Annotated in this window: 22 protein-coding genes; 7 read left to right on the top strand and 15 right to left on the bottom strand. The window is 46.1% G+C overall.

Annotated features, from left to right (window positions below; genetic code table 11):
• Positions 1-140 precede the first annotated feature (140 nt).
• Positions 141-851 (top strand): GntR family transcriptional regulator, encoded by a 711-nt coding sequence (locus B4C70_RS03600; RefSeq protein WP_290776999.1) that lies wholly within the window; start codon positions 141-143, stop codon positions 849-851.
• Positions 852-1,328: 477 nt separating this feature from the next.
• Here B4C70_RS03600 and B4C70_RS03595 read toward each other — a convergent pair whose 3' ends face one another.
• Positions 1,329-1,670, bottom strand: a complete 342-nt coding sequence (locus B4C70_RS03595; protein WP_290776997.1) for a hypothetical protein — start codon at positions 1,668-1,670, stop codon at positions 1,329-1,331.
• 321 nt (positions 1,671-1,991) lie between these two features.
• Between B4C70_RS03595 and B4C70_RS03590 the strand changes: the two genes are divergently transcribed.
• Complete coding sequence (locus tag B4C70_RS03590; protein WP_058713244.1) at positions 1,992-3,377, top strand: MFS transporter; 1,386 nt, start codon at positions 1,992-1,994, stop codon at positions 3,375-3,377.
• 42 nt (positions 3,378-3,419) lie between these two features.
• Here the strand turns inward: B4C70_RS03590 and B4C70_RS03585 are convergent, their stop codons facing one another.
• The 3 genes from B4C70_RS03585 to B4C70_RS03575 are packed head-to-tail and all read right to left on the bottom strand — an operon-like array spanning position 3,420 to position 5,352.
• A complete protein-coding gene (locus tag B4C70_RS03585; RefSeq protein WP_290776995.1) occupies positions 3,420-4,052 on the bottom strand; it encodes an HAD hydrolase-like protein in 633 nt (210 codons plus the stop codon).
• On the bottom strand, positions 4,049-4,543 hold the full coding sequence (locus tag B4C70_RS03580; protein ID WP_255998115.1) for an AAA family ATPase: 495 nt from the start codon (positions 4,541-4,543) through the stop codon (positions 4,049-4,051). The genes B4C70_RS03585 and B4C70_RS03580 overlap by 4 nt, the downstream gene beginning before the upstream one ends.
• Positions 4,540-5,352 (bottom strand): MBL fold metallo-hydrolase, encoded by an 813-nt coding sequence (locus B4C70_RS03575; RefSeq protein WP_290776993.1) that lies wholly within the window; start codon positions 5,350-5,352, stop codon positions 4,540-4,542. Before B4C70_RS03575 ends, B4C70_RS03580 begins: the two co-directional genes overlap by 4 nt.
• A 129-nt stretch (positions 5,353-5,481) precedes the next feature.
• Here B4C70_RS03575 and B4C70_RS03570 point away from each other — a divergent pair, with 129 nt between their 5' ends.
• Positions 5,482-5,865, top strand: coding sequence for a VOC family protein (locus tag B4C70_RS03570; RefSeq protein ID WP_290776991.1), 384 nt, complete (start codon positions 5,482-5,484; stop codon positions 5,863-5,865).
• A gap of 79 nt (positions 5,866-5,944) precedes the next feature.
• Here the strand turns inward: B4C70_RS03570 and B4C70_RS03565 are convergent, their stop codons facing one another.
• A complete protein-coding gene (locus B4C70_RS03565; protein WP_290776971.1) occupies positions 5,945-6,346 on the bottom strand; it encodes an RrF2 family transcriptional regulator in 402 nt (133 codons plus the stop codon).
• Between the two features lie 261 nt (positions 6,347-6,607).
• The gene (locus B4C70_RS03560) at positions 6,608-6,997 is read right to left on the bottom strand and encodes a thiol-disulfide oxidoreductase DCC family protein (RefSeq protein WP_055968395.1); all 390 of its coding nucleotides are present in this window, start codon (positions 6,995-6,997) and stop codon (positions 6,608-6,610) included.
• Between the two features lie 202 nt (positions 6,998-7,199).
• Here B4C70_RS03560 and B4C70_RS03555 point away from each other — a divergent pair, with 202 nt between their 5' ends.
• A complete protein-coding gene (locus B4C70_RS03555; RefSeq protein WP_290776968.1) occupies positions 7,200-7,943 on the top strand; it encodes an SDR family oxidoreductase in 744 nt (247 codons plus the stop codon).
• Positions 7,944-7,998: 55 nt separating this feature from the next.
• On the opposite strand, the gene B4C70_RS03550 is transcribed toward B4C70_RS03555, so the two are convergent.
• The 4 genes from B4C70_RS03550 to B4C70_RS03535 are packed head-to-tail and all read right to left on the bottom strand — an operon-like array spanning position 7,999 to position 9,737.
• Positions 7,999-8,457 (bottom strand): NUDIX hydrolase, encoded by a 459-nt coding sequence (locus B4C70_RS03550; protein WP_290776967.1) that lies wholly within the window; start codon positions 8,455-8,457, stop codon positions 7,999-8,001.
• On the bottom strand, positions 8,429-9,154 hold the full coding sequence (locus tag B4C70_RS03545; protein ID WP_290776965.1) for an alpha/beta fold hydrolase: 726 nt from the start codon (positions 9,152-9,154) through the stop codon (positions 8,429-8,431). The genes B4C70_RS03550 and B4C70_RS03545 overlap by 29 nt, the downstream gene beginning before the upstream one ends.
• Positions 9,144-9,557 carry an RDD family protein gene (locus tag B4C70_RS03540; RefSeq protein WP_290776964.1) on the bottom strand — a complete coding sequence of 138 codons (414 nt, stop codon included), beginning with the start codon at positions 9,555-9,557 and terminating at the stop codon, positions 9,144-9,146. Before B4C70_RS03540 ends, B4C70_RS03545 begins: the two co-directional genes overlap by 11 nt.
• A gap of 12 nt (positions 9,558-9,569) precedes the next feature.
• The gene (locus B4C70_RS03535) at positions 9,570-9,737 is read right to left on the bottom strand and encodes a hypothetical protein (protein WP_193748171.1); all 168 of its coding nucleotides are present in this window, start codon (positions 9,735-9,737) and stop codon (positions 9,570-9,572) included.
• A gap of 122 nt (positions 9,738-9,859) precedes the next feature.
• On the opposite strand from B4C70_RS03535, the gene B4C70_RS03530 reads away from it, so the two are divergent.
• The gene (locus B4C70_RS03530) at positions 9,860-10,786 is read left to right on the top strand and encodes a zinc-dependent alcohol dehydrogenase (protein ID WP_290776963.1); all 927 of its coding nucleotides are present in this window, start codon (positions 9,860-9,862) and stop codon (positions 10,784-10,786) included.
• Here B4C70_RS03530 and B4C70_RS03525 read toward each other — a convergent pair.
• Positions 10,768-11,364 carry a hypothetical protein gene (locus B4C70_RS03525; RefSeq protein WP_290776962.1) on the bottom strand — a complete coding sequence of 199 codons (597 nt, stop codon included), beginning with the start codon at positions 11,362-11,364 and terminating at the stop codon, positions 10,768-10,770. The two genes, B4C70_RS03530 and B4C70_RS03525, sit on opposite strands and share 19 nt — an antisense overlap.
• The gene (locus B4C70_RS03520; RefSeq protein ID WP_290776961.1) at positions 11,365-12,096 is read right to left on the bottom strand and encodes a DUF5694 domain-containing protein; all 732 of its coding nucleotides are present in this window, start codon (positions 12,094-12,096) and stop codon (positions 11,365-11,367) included.
• Positions 12,097-12,205: 109 nt separating this feature from the next.
• Here B4C70_RS03520 and B4C70_RS03515 point away from each other — a divergent pair, with 109 nt between their 5' ends.
• Positions 12,206-12,559, top strand: a complete 354-nt coding sequence (locus tag B4C70_RS03515; RefSeq protein ID WP_290776960.1) for a hypothetical protein — start codon at positions 12,206-12,208, stop codon at positions 12,557-12,559.
• A gap of 136 nt (positions 12,560-12,695) precedes the next feature.
• On the opposite strand, the gene B4C70_RS03510 is transcribed toward B4C70_RS03515, so the two are convergent.
• Positions 12,696-14,048, bottom strand: coding sequence for a phenylacetate--CoA ligase family protein (locus B4C70_RS03510; protein WP_290776959.1), 1,353 nt, complete (start codon positions 14,046-14,048; stop codon positions 12,696-12,698).
• Positions 14,049-14,219: 171 nt separating this feature from the next.
• Between B4C70_RS03510 and B4C70_RS03505 the strand changes: the two genes are divergently transcribed.
• Entirely contained in the window at positions 14,220-15,074 is an 855-nt protein-coding gene (locus tag B4C70_RS03505; RefSeq protein WP_290776958.1) for an AraC family transcriptional regulator, read from the top strand.
• 31 nt (positions 15,075-15,105) lie between these two features.
• Here the strand turns inward: B4C70_RS03505 and B4C70_RS03500 are convergent, their stop codons facing one another.
• A complete protein-coding gene (locus tag B4C70_RS03500; RefSeq protein WP_290776957.1) occupies positions 15,106-16,479 on the bottom strand; it encodes a phenylacetate--CoA ligase family protein in 1,374 nt (457 codons plus the stop codon).
• Between the two features lie 245 nt (positions 16,480-16,724).
• Positions 16,725-17,099 (bottom strand): hypothetical protein (locus B4C70_RS03495; protein WP_290776956.1); only part of this gene is annotated, 375 nt, incomplete at its 5' end.

The raw sequence follows: 17,099 nt of genomic DNA, 5'->3' as shown, positions 1-17,099 counted from the left end.
CGCTTGAATACCCTTTCACTTTAATTGTACATGCACAATTAATAAATACATAAATAATTAAATTTACCATGTTATTAATCAAGAAATGGCTTATGCTATACTGAAGAAAGAAAAAAGTTCGCAAGAAAAGAAGGTGTCCTATGCTGAAATACCAACAGACAGCCGATGAAATCGAACGGTACATAGAACAACATCAGTTGAAACAAGGGGACAAACTCCCGATTCTCGAAGAGTTGATCCGACAGTTCGCTGTCAGTAAGACGACGATGACAAAATCACTTGAGTTACTTGAACGAAAAGGAATCATCTTTCAAGTCCGTGGAAGCGGGATTTTTGTCCGGAAGACGAATCGCACTGGCTACATTCGCCTGTTCTCGACCCAAGGATTCAAGCAGAATCTCGTCGGTCATACGATCGAGTCGACCGTTCTCGCACTCGAATCAATTGCTGCAACCGCTAACATCGCGAAGAATCTCGGGATCGAGGCAGGTGAGACGATTTATTACGTCAAGCGAATCCGCTACATCGACGGCAAGATCCTCTGTCTCGAAGAGTCTTACTATCGTCAATCGATTGTTCCGTACTTAAATCGTGAAATCGTCGAGCAGTCGATCTTCGAATACTTAGAGACGGCACTCCAATTGAATATTGGGTTCTCGGATATGTATATGCACGTCGGGAAGTTAAGCGCTGAGTCGGCTCGTCATCTGGGGCTCACCGAGGGCGATCCTGGATTAACGATTGAGACAGTATTTCATTTGACGAACGGTCGTCCGTTCGACTATTCCGTCATCACATACCACTATGAACATTCACAATTCGTCGTTCAGGCAAACGGACTATATCTTTAACAAACGAAAAAAGTAAAAAAGCGAAGTCTGATGATCGTCTTCATTTTACTGAAGACGTTGCATCGGATTTCGCTTTTTCTTTTAAGAAACTAACTAAAATTAATATACAAAACGGATAAATCGCTAAAACGACAATCAATAATAAGCCAAGAACTGGGCTCGGAAAATCAGTAGGATACATGACTGGGAACCACTGACTCAATGCATACGACATGAAGACAAAATACGGTATCTAACTAAAGGAAAACGACCAAGTAAGTCGACTTCGAACTATTATCCCCTTCATCAGACGAATAGGTGTAAAGAATAGGATCATACACACCGTGATTATAGAAAATCCATTAGGTAAAAAAACTGATATGATGTTCCCGTTATGCGGATAATACGTTCAATGTTTAATGTCATCTCAACAGGAAGAAAGAGAATCAAAGCGAAAAACAGACTCCATCCGTTCCATTTTACAAATAATCGCATGCTTTAAATACCGATCTCTTCTTTACTCGAATTTTCGAGATACAGTTCCCCATCAAACGTCGTCAAGGCAATCACTTTCCTGTCTTTTTCATACCATGCTGTCGCTCCTTCACGATCGAGCTCTTTCCAACCGGCTTGGCGAATCCGAGTTCCATAGAGTAGACCCGGTCCATCGGTTTTCGAGACAAGACGCGTTTTGATTTTCCACTCGCCTTGTTTTTCAACTGCCGTAGCAAATCGTGGCACTGGAAAACTGGATACCTTCGATTCTTGAAATCCAGCATACCAACCACCGACGACTACAATGAGCCCAAGACATATAATGGCGATCCATCTCTTTTTCATAAGCATTCTCCTTTACTTTCCACCCTCATTTTAAAATTACCAAAATATAGTTTTATTTCCCTCATCCTAAAGACGGATTACTGATTTTTTCGTTGTGAAAACACATGAAAATTATTTCGAATTTATGAAAACACCCAAAAAATTTTCAATTTTTTTCATAAAAAATGCACACCTTTGTTCGTCCTTAGAGTCGCAACGGTTTGACAACTCCAGGCACAGAGCCATTTTCAATCATTTCCAAGTGGTTAAGCACATTAGCAACTTGACTTCATTTCCTGCTATGGTACGATACGAACTTATTAAAGGGAGTGAACAGAACTTATGAAATTCAGAAAAGAAAAAGTCAATGTCGTTGACATGAAGCAAACCAAAAAAAGTGTCTACGCGACCGGAATTGGGAATGCGATGGAATGGTTCGATTTTGGTCTTTATTCCTATCTCGCAATCATCATCAGTCAAAACTTCTTTAGCGCTGTTGAAAATGATGAACTGAAGCTCGTCTTTACATTTGCGACCTTTGCGATCGCTTTTTTAATGCGACCAATCGGCGGAATCGTCTTTGGACGAATTGGAGATCGACTCGGGCGGAAGGTCGTCTTAACGACGACGATCGTCATGATGGCTGGTTCGACGCTCATCATTGGACTATTACCGACCTATGATCAAATCGGAATTTGGGCACCGATTCTGTTATTGTTAGCCCGTATTTTACAAGGATTCTCGACTGGCGGTGAATACGCCGGTGCAATGGTCTACATCGCTGAGTCATCACCAGATAACAAACGGAGTGCTCTCGGAAGTGGACTTGAAATCGGTACACTCGGTGGATATATTCTCGCCTCATTACTTGCTACAACACTTTTCGTCACCTTATCGGATGATCAAATGGCATCTTGGGGATGGCGAATTCCCTTCATTCTTGGGGCACCACTCGGTTTATTTGGTCTCTATTTACGTCGTCACTTGGATGAATCACCGATCTTCGAAAATGAGATCAATGAAAATACAGAAGAACCCGCGACATTCCGCGAAATCCTGCGTGACCACAAACGTGATATCATCGTTTGTTTCATCGCTGTCGCCTTCTTCAACATTACGAACTATATGCTCTTGTCCTACATGCCATCGTACCTCGATGAAGTCATCGGTATGTCAAGTTCGACAAGTACGATTCTAATTACTGGTGTCATGGTGATCATGATTCCGCTCGCTTACTTCTTCGGGAAGCTTAGTGACAAAAAAGGCAATCGCAATATTGTTCTTTTCGCGTTAGCCGGACTATCGTTGCTTTCAATCCTGTCGTTCTTCTTGATTGGTCTTAAACCACTCTTGTTCGTCGGGATCGGAATCTTCATCCTTGGCTTCTTCTTGGCGATCTTTGAAGGAACGATGCCAAGTCTTCTACCGAGTATCTTCTATACGGATGTCCGTTACCGGACGCTATCCGTGACGTTTAACGTCTCTGTCTCGATCTTCGGTGGAACGACGCCACTCGTTTCGACATGGCTCGTTCATACGACACAAAACCCGCTCGCTCCTGCTTTCTATCTAACAGCAGTCAGCGTCATCGGCTTCGTCACGTTCTTCTTTTTCTTTAAGAATACAGCTGGTAAGGCACTGAAAGGGTCGCATCCGACTGTATCGAGTGAAAAAGAAGTCGCGTCGATCGCGAAGAAACCAGACGATGCTCTCTGGTGGGCAGAATAATCGCTATAAGTAAGAGCCGTCTTCCACAGAAGACGGCTCTTTTTAATAAACAGCACTCAACTCTTTTACGACGCGGTCCGCGACTGCGAGTTCCTGCTCTTGCGCAAAATCGAACTGACAACCGATTGCTACCAGTCCGTTCGCATGCGCCGCTTTGAAATCAGATAAGCGGTCACCGACAACGTAGCCTGACGAGATGTCGTGCGTCTTACAAATCTCCCGTACGAGTGCTGATTTATCACCGGAACGGATGTCTTCGATACTATAGACATGATCGATATAGGCTTCGAGTCCATACGTCGTCACGATCGCTGACAAGTAGGACGGCCATCCATTACTTGCGATATAGACGGAGTGACCCGCTTGTTTCAAACGACTTAGCAACTCGACCGTTCCTGGATATAGGCAACCGTGCCCCGCCTTGACTGCCTGCTCTATGCTACGTCGAAACTTTTGATCCGCAGCTTGTTGGTCTGTGGCCGAAAAGTCCGGTAGTAACGTCTGCCAGACTTCCGGTAACGAGACGCCCATGATCTGCTGATAGAGGGCGAGTGGGGTTTCCCCCTCCCAGCGTCCCGTTTGACGCAACTCTTGAAAGACCTCTTCTAGCGCATGCGACAGCACGGCATTCGTTTGAAACAACGTTCCATCCATGTCAAAAATGTAGTGTGTCATTCGCTCTCCCCTTTTTGCTCTTGTTTTATTTTCTGAATCATGGCTTCTATCGATGTATCCTCAGCAATAAGACGATCCGTTGGGCGGTGATCCCTATCAATCCACCAGCGTTTCATATCCGTCTCAGAAAACTCCGTCGGCTGGCGCATCGCATGGCGACGAATGGTTTCTTCGAATGAGACGTCAAAATAATACGCCGCGTAACGTGACGTAAAGCGACGTTCCAACCGGTCAATCATCTCACCGTACCAGTCCTGTGCAAGAATGCCTTCCAGCAGAATCGTCGCGTGGCGTCCGTCAGCAAGTCCAACCAACTCCTCGATCCAGCGAATCGCCGGATTTCCTGGTCCATCTTTTACGTTCAACATCTCCCTGCGGATAACATCTTGTGAAAACAAGATGCTATCCGGTAAAACCGATCGTAACGCTTTGGCAAGCGTCGTTTTTCCACTACCAGAATTCCCACGAATGACGATCAAGCGCGACTTCATGTCGTGAACCAGTCCCCGTTCAAGGCAGCAATGTACCGCTCTGCAGAGCGTGCTACTGCTTCAGACGCGCCGGTTTCGATTTTCCGATGAAAGGCGTCATATAATTTTTCAAAGTGAAGCGGACGTAACGTTTCTGCCATTCGCGCGACCGTCTTTGCCGGAAGCGGAATCACATTCGGATAACTGTACATGAAACTGACCCACGTCCGATCAGCAACGATCCGAATGATGTCCCCTGTCAACAATAGCCCCGCCGATGCGTCTTTTCGTTCACAGATGACTGCTCCTTTGAAGTGACCGCCGATGCGATGTAACATCACATCTTCCGCCAATTCCAAGCGTTCACCACTCCAGAAGACGATGCGTTCGCTTGGTCGCGTCACGAACGACGCATCATCTTCATGAATATAGATCGGCACGTCAAAAGTCTCCGCCCATTCGACTTGTGTCGCGTAATAATGCGGATGTGATAAAGCAATCGCCTGAATCCCGCCTAATTCGTCAAGTTGCTCTTTCGTTGTAGAATCAAGATATGTAATGCAGTCCCATAACAGGTTGAACGATTTTCCTTGGACAAGATATGCCGTCTGACCGATACCGAACGCCGGTGTCGTCTGAATCGCATAGACGCCTGCTCCGTCGTCACTAATGACGTTTTGATACGTTCCTAACGTTTGCATGGCATCGAGCGTCGTCCACGTTTGACCAGTTGGATTGACATACTGTCTTTCCTCTAAGCAAATCGGACACGTTTCACGTTGCGGATTAATTTGTTCGACACCACACGTCGTACAGATGATGGTTTCCATATTATCATTCCTTTCCCATTCGTAAATGATTTTCCTGATATATCATACCATATTCCATTTATAGGGATTGAAGGAATTAAGAGGTGGTTATCGAAAGGAACATGTATGAAAACAAAGGAGGAGATGCTCATGTCAATTTCGACCCACCTTATTGCGCCCCGCTTGAACGCTGTCTTTTTGCATGTTCAGGATGTGAAATGTGCCGCCGCTTGGTATCACCAGTTACTGCAGTTGCCGTTTGATGTGTCGCGTGTCTCGTCACCTGTTTACAACCTCCCACTCGAAGGTCCAACGAGTTTGACGCTCGATGATCACTCGAATGACGCAACGTATCAACATCACCCTTCCCCTCATGCCTTGTTTAATTTTTATACGACGGACATCGATGCCTCCTATCAGTTCGTCTTATCACTACAAGCACCCATCATTCGTGACATCGAACGTTTCGATGATTTTGCTTACTTTACGTTTGCAGATCCCGACGGCAACGTCTTGATGCTCTGTACAGGGTAAGACAAAAGCAGGCCGAACCACTGATGTGGCTCGACCTGCTTCGTTTAGGATGACGCTTTGACAGCTTCAGGTCGTAATTTCAATCAACCCGTGTTGGCGCCATTAGATCAATCAACGTGTAAGCACTTAACGTTTCTTTGAAGGACGAAAATGCCCGATCGAATGCACGACGCGTATTTTGTAAACTGCTATTGTCATGTGTTACAGACACGGTTTCCAGATAAGATACTTCTTCAAAAAGGTGAACGATTTCTCCCAGTGTGATCGTGTCCGGTGATTTTGCTAATCTAAAGCCACCATTACGACCTTGCACGGAAATGATGAGACCAAACTTACTCAATGCATGAACGATCTTCATTAGGTGGTTCTTAGAGATATCATAATATGTTGCCACTTCTTGAATTTGTACGAGCCGAGTCGGATGGGACGCCGCAAAAATCAGTACACGAATGGCATAGTCCGTAGAGCGAGTCATCTTCATGCATTTCACCTTCTTTTCTAATCCTTCATAATGAAAGAGCGAGAACTCATTCTTCTCAAGAGCCTTCAACTGAACCTTAATTTAAATCAAACGTGCATCTGCACATATATCGACTATCTTAAAGGATTGGAAGGACTGAAATCTACAATTTTTTTCAGAAGTAGGTAGAACGATTTTTTAATGATCCTAATCTGTATGCTTAACGAGAAAAAATCCATGTACTTAATAAAACCGCGACCGATTCGTCGCGGTTTTTCATCTTTAGTCGTGAAATCGAGCTCGCGTCTCCGGTGACGGTAACGCGCACTGCTGCTTTTGTCCAAACCAGCGATGACGGTTGTTTGCAACGAAATCATAGACGCGATCTCGAAGTGAACGTGGAACAATCTGAAACACACTCAACAGACGCCATCCACCTTTTAAATGACGGGCAATCCGTAACGCTGCATCTGATTTGATATAGGGTACACCCCGGTCAATCACAACGACACTGTCGATCGTTTCCGGAAGATGATGACGACGGACGATTTCTTGTCCTGTTTCCCCTTGCAACGAAGCAAAATCATGATATCCTTTGTCTCGTTTCAAAATGAACTGGACACTCGCGTCACAGAGATTACATTCTCCGTCGAATAAGACGATTGCTTTCATGATCGATTCATCCTTCCCCACCTGTTTAACGAATAATTTCGTACACTTTTTCTTTACCACATTTCAAGTCAAAACATGCATTTAATCAGTATGTTAAATCATGATAACGCTTCCGTTCATTGTCTTTCTTACGCTATACTGTTTTTGTAAACATTTGGAACCATTCATTTATTTGAATGTATCTATGTAAAGGAGCGTACATATGACGAAACGACCGATTGCCATCGTGACCGGTGCCAGTCAGACACGCGACATCGGAGCTGCGATTTGCCGCCAGCTTGCCTCGTCTGGACATGACCTGGTCTTTACTTATTTTAAAGTAACAGCGGATTGGGCGACTAGTTTTACGACCGAACTTGAAAATCAAGGTGCCCGCGTCCTTGCGATCGAACTTGATTTAGGGCAAGCAGATGCCGCTGATGATTTATTCGATCAGGTAGAAGACTTTGGAACACCAAGTATCCTGATCAATAACGCTGCCCATTCGACGATGACGGATTGGCGATCACTTGATGCAGCCAGTCTTGATCAACACTATGCCGTCAATCTCCGGGCACCGTTGTTGCTCGCGACACGTTTCACGAAACAATTCGTTGAAGCACATCTAACGTCCGGTCGTATCATTCAACTGACGTCCGGACAGGATCTCGGTCCGATGCCTGACGAGATTGCTTACGCTACGACAAAAGGTGCCTTGTCGACCTTTACGAAGACTTACGCGGCAGCCGTGGCACCGCTTGGCATCACCGTCAATGCGGTTAATCCGGGTCCGACAGACTCGACTTGGATGGATGAAGCAACCCGGACGGTGCTTAAACCTAGTTTTCCGTTCGGGCGAATCGGTGCGCCGGAAGACGTCGCACGATTGATCCAATTCCTCGTCAGTCCTGACGGTGGCTGGGTGACCGGGCAAGTCATCCATTCCGAAGGTGGCTTTGAACGCTGAATATGTCGTATGTAAAAACATCCCTCTGACGTTAAAATCAGAAGGATGTTTTGCATTATCGAAAGACCGGACTCGTTTCTGTCAAAAAATCGTTCCAGGCTGTTTGATGCAGTTCGCTATAGAGCTCTGGCATTTGGTCTCTTTCAAAAAAAGCAACGTCGAGTGATTCATCGGAATCAATCGTGAATTGCCCCCCATTGATTCGGCAAACGAAAAAATGAACGATCGGCTGGGCGACATCCCCGTTCGGATACATCTCTTCGTACTTCGAATAGACACCACTCAAACGTTCGATCCTGACATGAAAACCGGTCTCTTCAAAAATCTCACGCTGTGCGGCTTCAACGAGCGACTCTCCCAGTTCCAGTGCGCCACCGGGAAAGCCCCATGCTTGTTGCTCCCACCGTTTTTGAAGAAGAATGCGTCCCTCCTTGTCAAAGACAATCCCACCGGCAAAGTTCAACATCACTTTTTCTTGACCGACCTTAGTGCGAAGAAAACGTATGTAGTCCATCTGTCGCCCCTTGAAGTTTGACGTGTTTCAGCCATGTGATCAGTTGCTCGATCATAGCATCGGTCACGGTATGATTGACACCTGGAAAAACATCTAAAATGGTCGTTTGCGCCATACCTGCTTGAACAGCGGTTGCGTGATAAAACTGCTGGATCGATAGTGGAATGATGTCATCGGCATCGCCGTGCAGGAGCAACCGCGGACGCTCGTCCATCACACTGATTGGATCGAACTTCCATGGTACCTCTGTTTCTTTGATGACCGGTCGCCCATCGCGAACGCGGAATTGACGTTCCGCTTCAAGATAGGCACCGCCCCCATTGATTGCAACGAGTGCTTTAATCGGCTGACGCGACATGATCCCGTGGGCAATGAACCCACTCATCGAGACACCGATCGCTATCACGTCTGAAACATGCCAGCCTGATTGTTCGATGATAGCTGTCGCATCCGAAATCGATTGTTCGACGACGGACCAAAAATAGGCCGTCGTTATTTCTGGATCAAATGGATGATCAAGCGGATCACGTTGATCATGCCGAAGAAGTTCCGGGATGAAGACATCGTATCCTTCTTCAGATAATTGTCGCGCAAACTCTAGATAAGAAACAGCCGTTCCGCCCCAACCATGATAAAGCAGAATGACTCCTGTAGGTTGAGATGCACGGACACTATGGACATGAAAATCAAGCTTCATTTTTTAGCTTCTCCCGGTTCAAGCGGACGATCGTTCTCGCGAAGTCATCTTCCGGTAATCGTTGTCCGTTGTCAAGAAACGGTTTCCAGTACGGTCGAATCTTAAATAGCGAGACCGTATCACGATAGACTGTTCGGCGGACGATTTGTTTTGTCGTCAACGGCAATCCGTTCTCACTTTCAACCTGGATGCCGAAAATCTGACCACCAATCGTTTTTCCGTTCAACAATTTTAATTGCGCGACTTCACCTAGAAAACTGATCGTCGGTTGTGTCACGACGGCGTGAACGACTTCTGACTTCACACGTCGTAACACCGTTTTTTCGATGACGAAGGAAAGTCCCAAATAAACAGCTTGGTTGATGATATACGCACCGATTCGTCGTTTAGTCGTTGAATGCATGGGTGGTCCTCCTTATACGTTGAAATAAACGACAGCGCCAAGTCCACTGACGGCAATCAAATAAAAGACGATCGCGAGTCGTTTGTTTGCAGCAGAAATATCCTTTCGGACGAGGATCTTACTATACCGAAACGTCAAAAATACAAACACGAGCAATGCCAAAATCAATAATGGTTCCATTCGATTCCCTCCTTTTCTTTCTTATTCTACATCATTTCTAGTTTCGAATTGTTATATTTTACAAGTAAAGTGGTATATGCTTGATCCATATGTCATCAATCCAACAATGAAATGAGGTTTACATGTTGAACACTACAACGATTTGCTGTCTTGTGGAGTCGAAGACACCTCGTTATCTTGTTCGGGAACTGCCGCCGCTTGGCATCCATGACGTCCACGTCCGCACTCTAGCCGGTGCCATTAGTATCGGTGCCGAACTTCCCCAATGGCTGGAACAAGACATGACCGAAACCAGCTATGACTATCCGCTCGAGACAGGATATGAAAGTTATGGCGAAGTGTTTGCAGTTGGTGACGCCGTCCAAATCGTCAAGCCCGGAGATCGGGTTGTCAGCTTCTATGGTCATCAAGATCAGGCGATCGTACCTGTATCGAAGGTCATCCCGGTTCCTGCTTATGTCTCACCACGTGAAGCCTTACTACTAATTCTGTCCTGTGACGCGGCAAAAGGCGTCCGTAAGCATACATTGACACCCGACACTAGCGTCTTAGTTTCTGGAATGGGTACGATCGGTTTGCTGACAGTGCATTACTTACGGCATTATATCAACGTTCGTCAGATTGATATCATCGAGCCGCTTACGTCCCGAGCGGAGTTAGCACGTCAATTAGGTGCACGTGTCGTCACACCGGATTCAAGTATGTATGACGCCGCCATCGAATGCTCCGGACGCCAAGCGGCCTTTGCCGAGCTTCAGTCTGCTGTCCGTCCTCATGGTGCAATCTGCGTCTTATCGGACGGCAACCGGGAAGCCTTGACGTTGACGCCCGTGTTTCACGCAAAAGAACTTCGGATCATTGCATCGAGTGACGGCTGGGACTACCGCAAGCATGCAGACTGGCTCTTTTCAGACGATCGTCACGCGACATTGCCCGCTTTGTTCGAACACGAGACTTCGTTTTCGGAGCTTGCCAGTTGCTTTGCTAGCTTAATGGAAACGCCAGATCTCCCAATTAAAGTATTCGTTGATTATGAGCAGACGAGCTGAACACCGTTCGGATCCGTACCTACGAGCGATACGTCGGAAAAAACTGCTTCTTGTAAGACGGTCTTCTCTCCGCGGACGGTTTGGATTTGTGAAATCGGTCGATCGAACAGTTTCGTTAAATCCGCCTCTAATCCTTCGCACGGTGTCGTTAGAATTAAACGCTCAAGTGTCGTTCCATCAGTATTCGCAATCGCATCTTCATGTACTTGCAGTTCAATCCGTAATCCGTATGGTGTCTGTAAGAACGTCCGCCGCTCGTTCGCTTGGACCTTGAACGCTAACGTTTCTGCGCGATCAAGAATCGTTTGCACGTCACCAGGCTGAATCAAAAATCCGATGTGATCGAAGCGAACCGTTTTTCCGAATCCGATCGTCACATTGACCGCTCCCCGTTTCATTTCAATGATTCGGAATAAAATTTGATCTGCTCGAAAATCATTCCATGATAGAGGTGGATTGAACGACGAAAATTCTCCATCTTTCTTCCCGATCCGCTGGGAAACGTGAAATCCGCGTGCCGTGTACCAAGCTTCTGTTTCTTCCAAATGTGGTGTCCAAATATGGTAGTGAAATAGCATTTACATACACTCCTTTTTGTTGTTCCAATCGTTCCACGTCATCACTTCGACTTGGTTCGATTCATTCAAATATTGTCGTAATAACGGGAGGTGCGCAGCACCATACAAACAGACGATTCGTTCGTTCGCCTGAGCGAGGTGCAGTAAACGATTTGCAATCTCTTGATTGCGGACTCGCCAGTAGCGTTCAACCCAAATCCGACCGCTCTCCAGTCGTTCGATTTGATCATAGATTCTAGCCGACGCTGCAATCGTTTCTTCAGCGTGCAATCGATCGAGCCATTCGGAGAATGATGACTGCTCCATCGCGTGCTCTAACTGTTCTGTCCGCTTCATCTCAGCCGCGACGATTGTCTCAAAGGCTTCCGGATGATGTGAACGGACGATTCCTAAATCCGGTACGCCGGGTACGATTTCGTTCCAATCGATCCCATGGAGATCTGCTACTCCCGCCATCCGGGCTAAGCGAAAGCCGATTTGTTGCCGTTCATTTTCGATTAAGTCGCTCTCGGATTGATAGGTTTCATATGTATGCTGCAGGTCACTTATGCGTTCAGGTGACGTCTCAAGGGCAACGCCTGTCGGTCGAAATGCCTTCAATCGATTAACAACTTCTTGGATTTCTCGTTGCCTTTTTTCTGACGCGACATCAAAAATTGCTGGACGAATCAAATCACCATTGGTCGGGCGATCGAGATGGAACATGCCTAACAGTAAAATCTGAGGTTTCATCTATCCCCCTCCTTTTCCTTATTTTACCTTATACTTGGTAAAGGAAGGGACTTTTACCTATCATGAATTTACGTTATTACTCAACAAATACTCATATATGGAGGTTCCGATGAAAAAGATATTCGTCATTGTGTTCATTGGATTTTTATTCGGATACAGTCAAACCGGTACAGAGGACAAAGCTAGTCATGCCATGATCGTCATTGTGAATAACAAAGAGTATAGTGGAACAGAAGCTGAATTGGATGCATCAAAGCGACAAGGAGAAAAAATTAGTACGATATTAAAGAAAACAAAAGCATATGAAATGCCCCAAGCGAACAGTCAATCGAATCTTTTTTCAGTCGGGTCCACCATTTATTCTGTTAAAGGAAAAGAAGATTTTATCATCGTAAAAGACAAAGAAAATAAAAAATGGCTTTTAAAAAAGGTAAGAGATATCAAAAACGAATTGAATGAATGAGGTAATCTAAAACACCTTTATAATGGTACATCTTTTAGAAGTACTAACAGTGGAGGTGTTTTAACATGTACTTTTAACTGAGGTATGATGAAAAATCATTAAAAAGCGGACAGATGTCACGATCTGCCCGTTACCTTCATCCTGTTAAACTTGATTTAACGAGTAAAATTTTCCCGCTTTCCTCGGCAGCGATATAAGATACGGCTTGTACATCGAGATGGATATCACGACCGAATAAACGGTACAGCCGTTCCATCAGAATTCGTTCGTCTGATTGACTGAACCGCTCTGCGTCCGGAACATAGTAGATCGATACGCTATCTGTCGTCATTTGAACATATTGAATACGCTCGATACTGTTTGGCAAATGTTTGACAAGACTCGACAGTTGCGCTTCAAAAATCTTTTTCCCATCCGGTTTTTGGATGAAGGCCCGCCCCCTGCCGTCAATCGATTCGATGATTGGTCCCGGGTGACCACAGGAACAGGTGCGCTGACTGAGCGTCATCCGATCTCCGACCCGGTAGCGAATGAGGGGGGTGCCGTGAGTATCAAAACTCGTCACGAGAATCTCCCCGTATGAATCGAGTTCGATGATCCCCATCTCATGGTGCAGATGTTTTTGACCAAACCGGCATTCAGAAACGATAGGTGCCCCTTCAGACGATGCATATTGATCAAAGACTGGTCCGTGAAACACTTCTTCGATGACTTGGCGCTCTTCCGCGTCGATCCGTTCTGCCGTCGGGAAAATCGCAATCGGTTGACACGTCAAGCGGATCCCTTCTCGCTTCGCGAACCGGGCGAGCTCAATCATCGCTGACGGAAGATCATCAATCGTTTCTGGTTGAAAACGTTCGATGGCTTCAAGATACGCTGCCATCGTCCGTGGGGATAACCGTTTCACCGTGAACAAGAGTTGATTCGCCGCTCGATTCATCCGCCAGTAGACGTCCACCTGTTGACGCTCGGGTACGAGATCCTGTGCCGTAAAGCTGATTCGTCGCATGCCACGGTAGACACCGTGGGTCGCCTTGAAATAATCCAGATGGGCCATGCGAATTTGCATATCCGGTATCGTATATCGTACTTGCAGTGACGTGCCTGTTGTTCCACCCGTTTTCCCTATGATTGGCGCAGCGACATCTGTTTGAATGTCCTCCATGTGCGTTCGTAATATTTCTTTTGATAGTACAGGAATATGTTTTAGTTCGGATAAGTCCGTTAACGGTAGGCAAATGTCATGTGAAGTGAAGAGCTGACGGTAATAGGGACTGTGTTCAGTACAGAAGCGAAGGAAGTCATTTAAACGATCAAGTTGTTCCGCTTTGACGTCGATCGTCGTATGTTCTCGTTCGAGGAGCATCCGGAACCGTTCTTGATAGACCGGTCCATAACGTTCGCGATGCAATTGATACCCATAGAGGGTTGTGAAGAGGTGCTGGAGAAATAGAGGAGAGCGCTTGTAGATCTGCTCTTTGATACCCATGTCATCACGTCCTTTCGCAAGGGAAGTAACGGTTTCGATGTCTCTACAATAGCCTATGTACCTGACAGGAATATGACAAAATAAGGGAACATGCCTCCTGACAAATTGCTATCACCTTGGACAGGTCCGACGATCATCGCTCTACTATACTGAAAACAAGGAGGTGACAAGATGTGGCTCGAATCGATTCAACGCGTTATTGACTATATCGAAGATCATTTAGAAGACTCGCTCGATCTCAACGTTTTGACAAAAGTCGCTCAGATGCAGGCTTATCCTTTACAACGGGCGTTTTCGTTACTTGCGATGATGACGTTACCGGAATACATCCGAGGACGACGTCTGACGCTCGCAGCGCAACAATTGACACAGACGGACGAAAAAATCATCGATCTCGCCTTACGTTTTGGTTACGAGACGCCGGAATCTTTCACAAAAGCTTTCAAACGTCAGCATGGTTGTTCGCCGACGTTGATGCGAAACGAGCGACGTCCGATTCACGCCTATAACCGCCTGAGCATTCAGGTGACCTTGAAGGGACTGGAGCAAATGGATTACCAACTCATCGAACGACCGGCTTTACAGATTTCAGGATGGCGAAAACATTTCTCGACGCAAGATGGTGCCCAAAAACAGCTGATTCCGTTGTTTTGGAATGATGTAAATCATTCTGGTCAAGATGCTACTTTGTTCAAACAAAATGACGGTCAGATTGAAGGTGTGATTGGTGTCTGCTCCAATTTCACCGAAACATCGATGGATTATTGGATCGCGACGACGACAACAGAAATCCTACCCGATCAGGAAACGATGACGATTCCGGCGAGTCTTTGGGCGACGTTTCCGGTCGTTGGTCCAATGCCGCATGCCATTCAAGAGATGTGGCAGCGTATCTATCAAGAGTGGCTCCCATCGCATGAATATGATCCTCTCCCTCACGCTGAACTCGAAGTTTATTCGGCAGGCGACCCATCTGCCGCCGATTATCAATCTGCCATCTGGATTCCGGTGCGTCCGCGCGACTGATGGTTTCAGGACACACGAAAAAGCGAGATCATCAGTGATCTCGCTTTTTTGTGTGCCATGCATACTGTTGTTTAATCAGTAACGTTTTTCCACTGATTTCTTTCGGAATTTCCGGTACCGCGTGCATGACGACATTCAATTGTCCGTCAAACAGTCGGTCCAGAACGAAAAAGAGCTTCTTCTCATGTTCTTTCTCGAAGCATCGTTCATCCGGAACATATAATAAAACAACCTCGTCCCGCGTCTCTTGAATATATTGTACGCGTTCGATACAGTTCGGGAACGCTCGAACGATTCCCGCAAGTTCGCCTTCAAAGACACGGTGTCCGTTTCTGAGTTGAATGAAGCTTCTCCCCCGTCCGTCGATTGAAGCGATGATCGGACCTTGATGACCACAAGGGCACGTTTCCTGACTGAGCGTCATCCGATCGCCAACGCGGTAACGGACGAGAGGTGTTCCGTGCGTATCGAAGCTCGTTACAAGAATTTCGCCGTCCTCATCGCGTTCAATGATTCCCATCTCATAATGTAGATGTTTTTTCCCATAAGGACATTCGGCGACGATCGGCGCCCCTTCTGACGACGCATACTGATCATAGATCGGTGCATGGAAGACGTCTTCGATGAGTGCTCGTTCTTCTGCCGTCATCATCTCTGCCGTCGGGAAAATCGCTTTCGGTCGAAACGTACAGGTCATCCCATATTTTTTAGCATATCGTGCGACTTCGATCATTCCTGAAGGCAAACCATCAATCGATTCCGGCTGAAACCGATTCAGTTGTTCGATGTATGCAGCGGCGGTTTTCGGATTGATGTTTTTGATCGAGAACAACATCTGATTGATGACTTTATTCGTCCGCCAATAAACCGGTGCCTTTTGTTGCGGGGAAGCAAGCGTTTGACCGGTAAAACTTGCACGGCGCATCCCTTGATCGACTCCATGGGTCCACTTGAAGAAGTCAAGATGTGCCATCCGGATTTGCATGTCTTCCTTTGTATAATGCACTTGAATCGATTTACCGGTCGTACCGCCCGTTTTTCCGAGAATCGGGGCATGGACGTGCGCATGGACGTCCTCATTTTGTTGGCGTAAGATTTCTTTCGTCAAAGGGGGAATCTGTTTTAGTTCGTCAATCGATTTTAGCGGGAGCTCTAGTGCAATGGTAGAAAACAATTCCTGATAGTATGGACTATGTGTTTGGCAAAAAGAAAGGAAGTCGTTTAATCGATGCAATTGTTCTGCTCGAACGTCATGCGGTCGTCCTAACTTCTGTTTCAGTTCTTGTAAACGTTGCTGATAGGCGGGACCGTATCGTTCATGGAACAGGCGACGTCCTTGTAAAGTCGTCAACAAGTTTTGGATGAAAATCGGTGAGTGAAAGTAGATCGATTCTTTGAGCTGCATGATGTCACTCCTTCCATAGTTAGACCACCTTTTACTGATACTTTCATCTTATTTCCAGTCGCCGCCCATCTCAATTAGTTCTTCGTGAATAAACTTAGCTTTTATTTTCATGGCGATTTATTTAAATGAACTCTGATTCACGAACATCTTCTTACCGATTCTTGAACTTACAACTTTTCTTCCCTCACAAAAAATCCGATTGATGAAGAGGAGTTTCTTCATCAATCGGATTCATACGAGTGGCGTTACGATTTCGCACCTTTTTGTAGCATCTGACATCCGTATGCCCGCAATTTAATCGCTTCGAGTACGAGCGACATCTGTTGCTCATCCAATCGTTCAATCAGCTCGATGATCGTGATCGTCGTTCGTCCATTATACAATTGGACGATCAAGTGGATGATTGATTCTAACGCTGGACTCGGATAGGGTTCAGCTAGAAATTCACGATCAAAAAACTCACCGCTATCCGGAAAGAAGTAATCCGAGAACCGTTCGAGCACTTGTGGCTGTCCTGTCGCAAGGTACAGCATCGAGACCATCGCTGCATCTTCTCGTTGTTTCGGCTTTAAACGTCTCCACAACAGATCGAATCGTCGTTCATGTCCCTCTTGCATGAA

Origin of the sequence: Exiguobacterium sp. UBA5002 (genome assembly GCF_002396765.1) — a bacterium.
In the GTDB taxonomy this organism is placed as follows: domain Bacteria; phylum Bacillota; class Bacilli; order Exiguobacteriales; family Exiguobacteriaceae; genus Exiguobacterium_A.
Note: the sequence above shows the minus strand (reverse complement) of the source record. Positions and strands in the feature narration are given on the sequence as shown.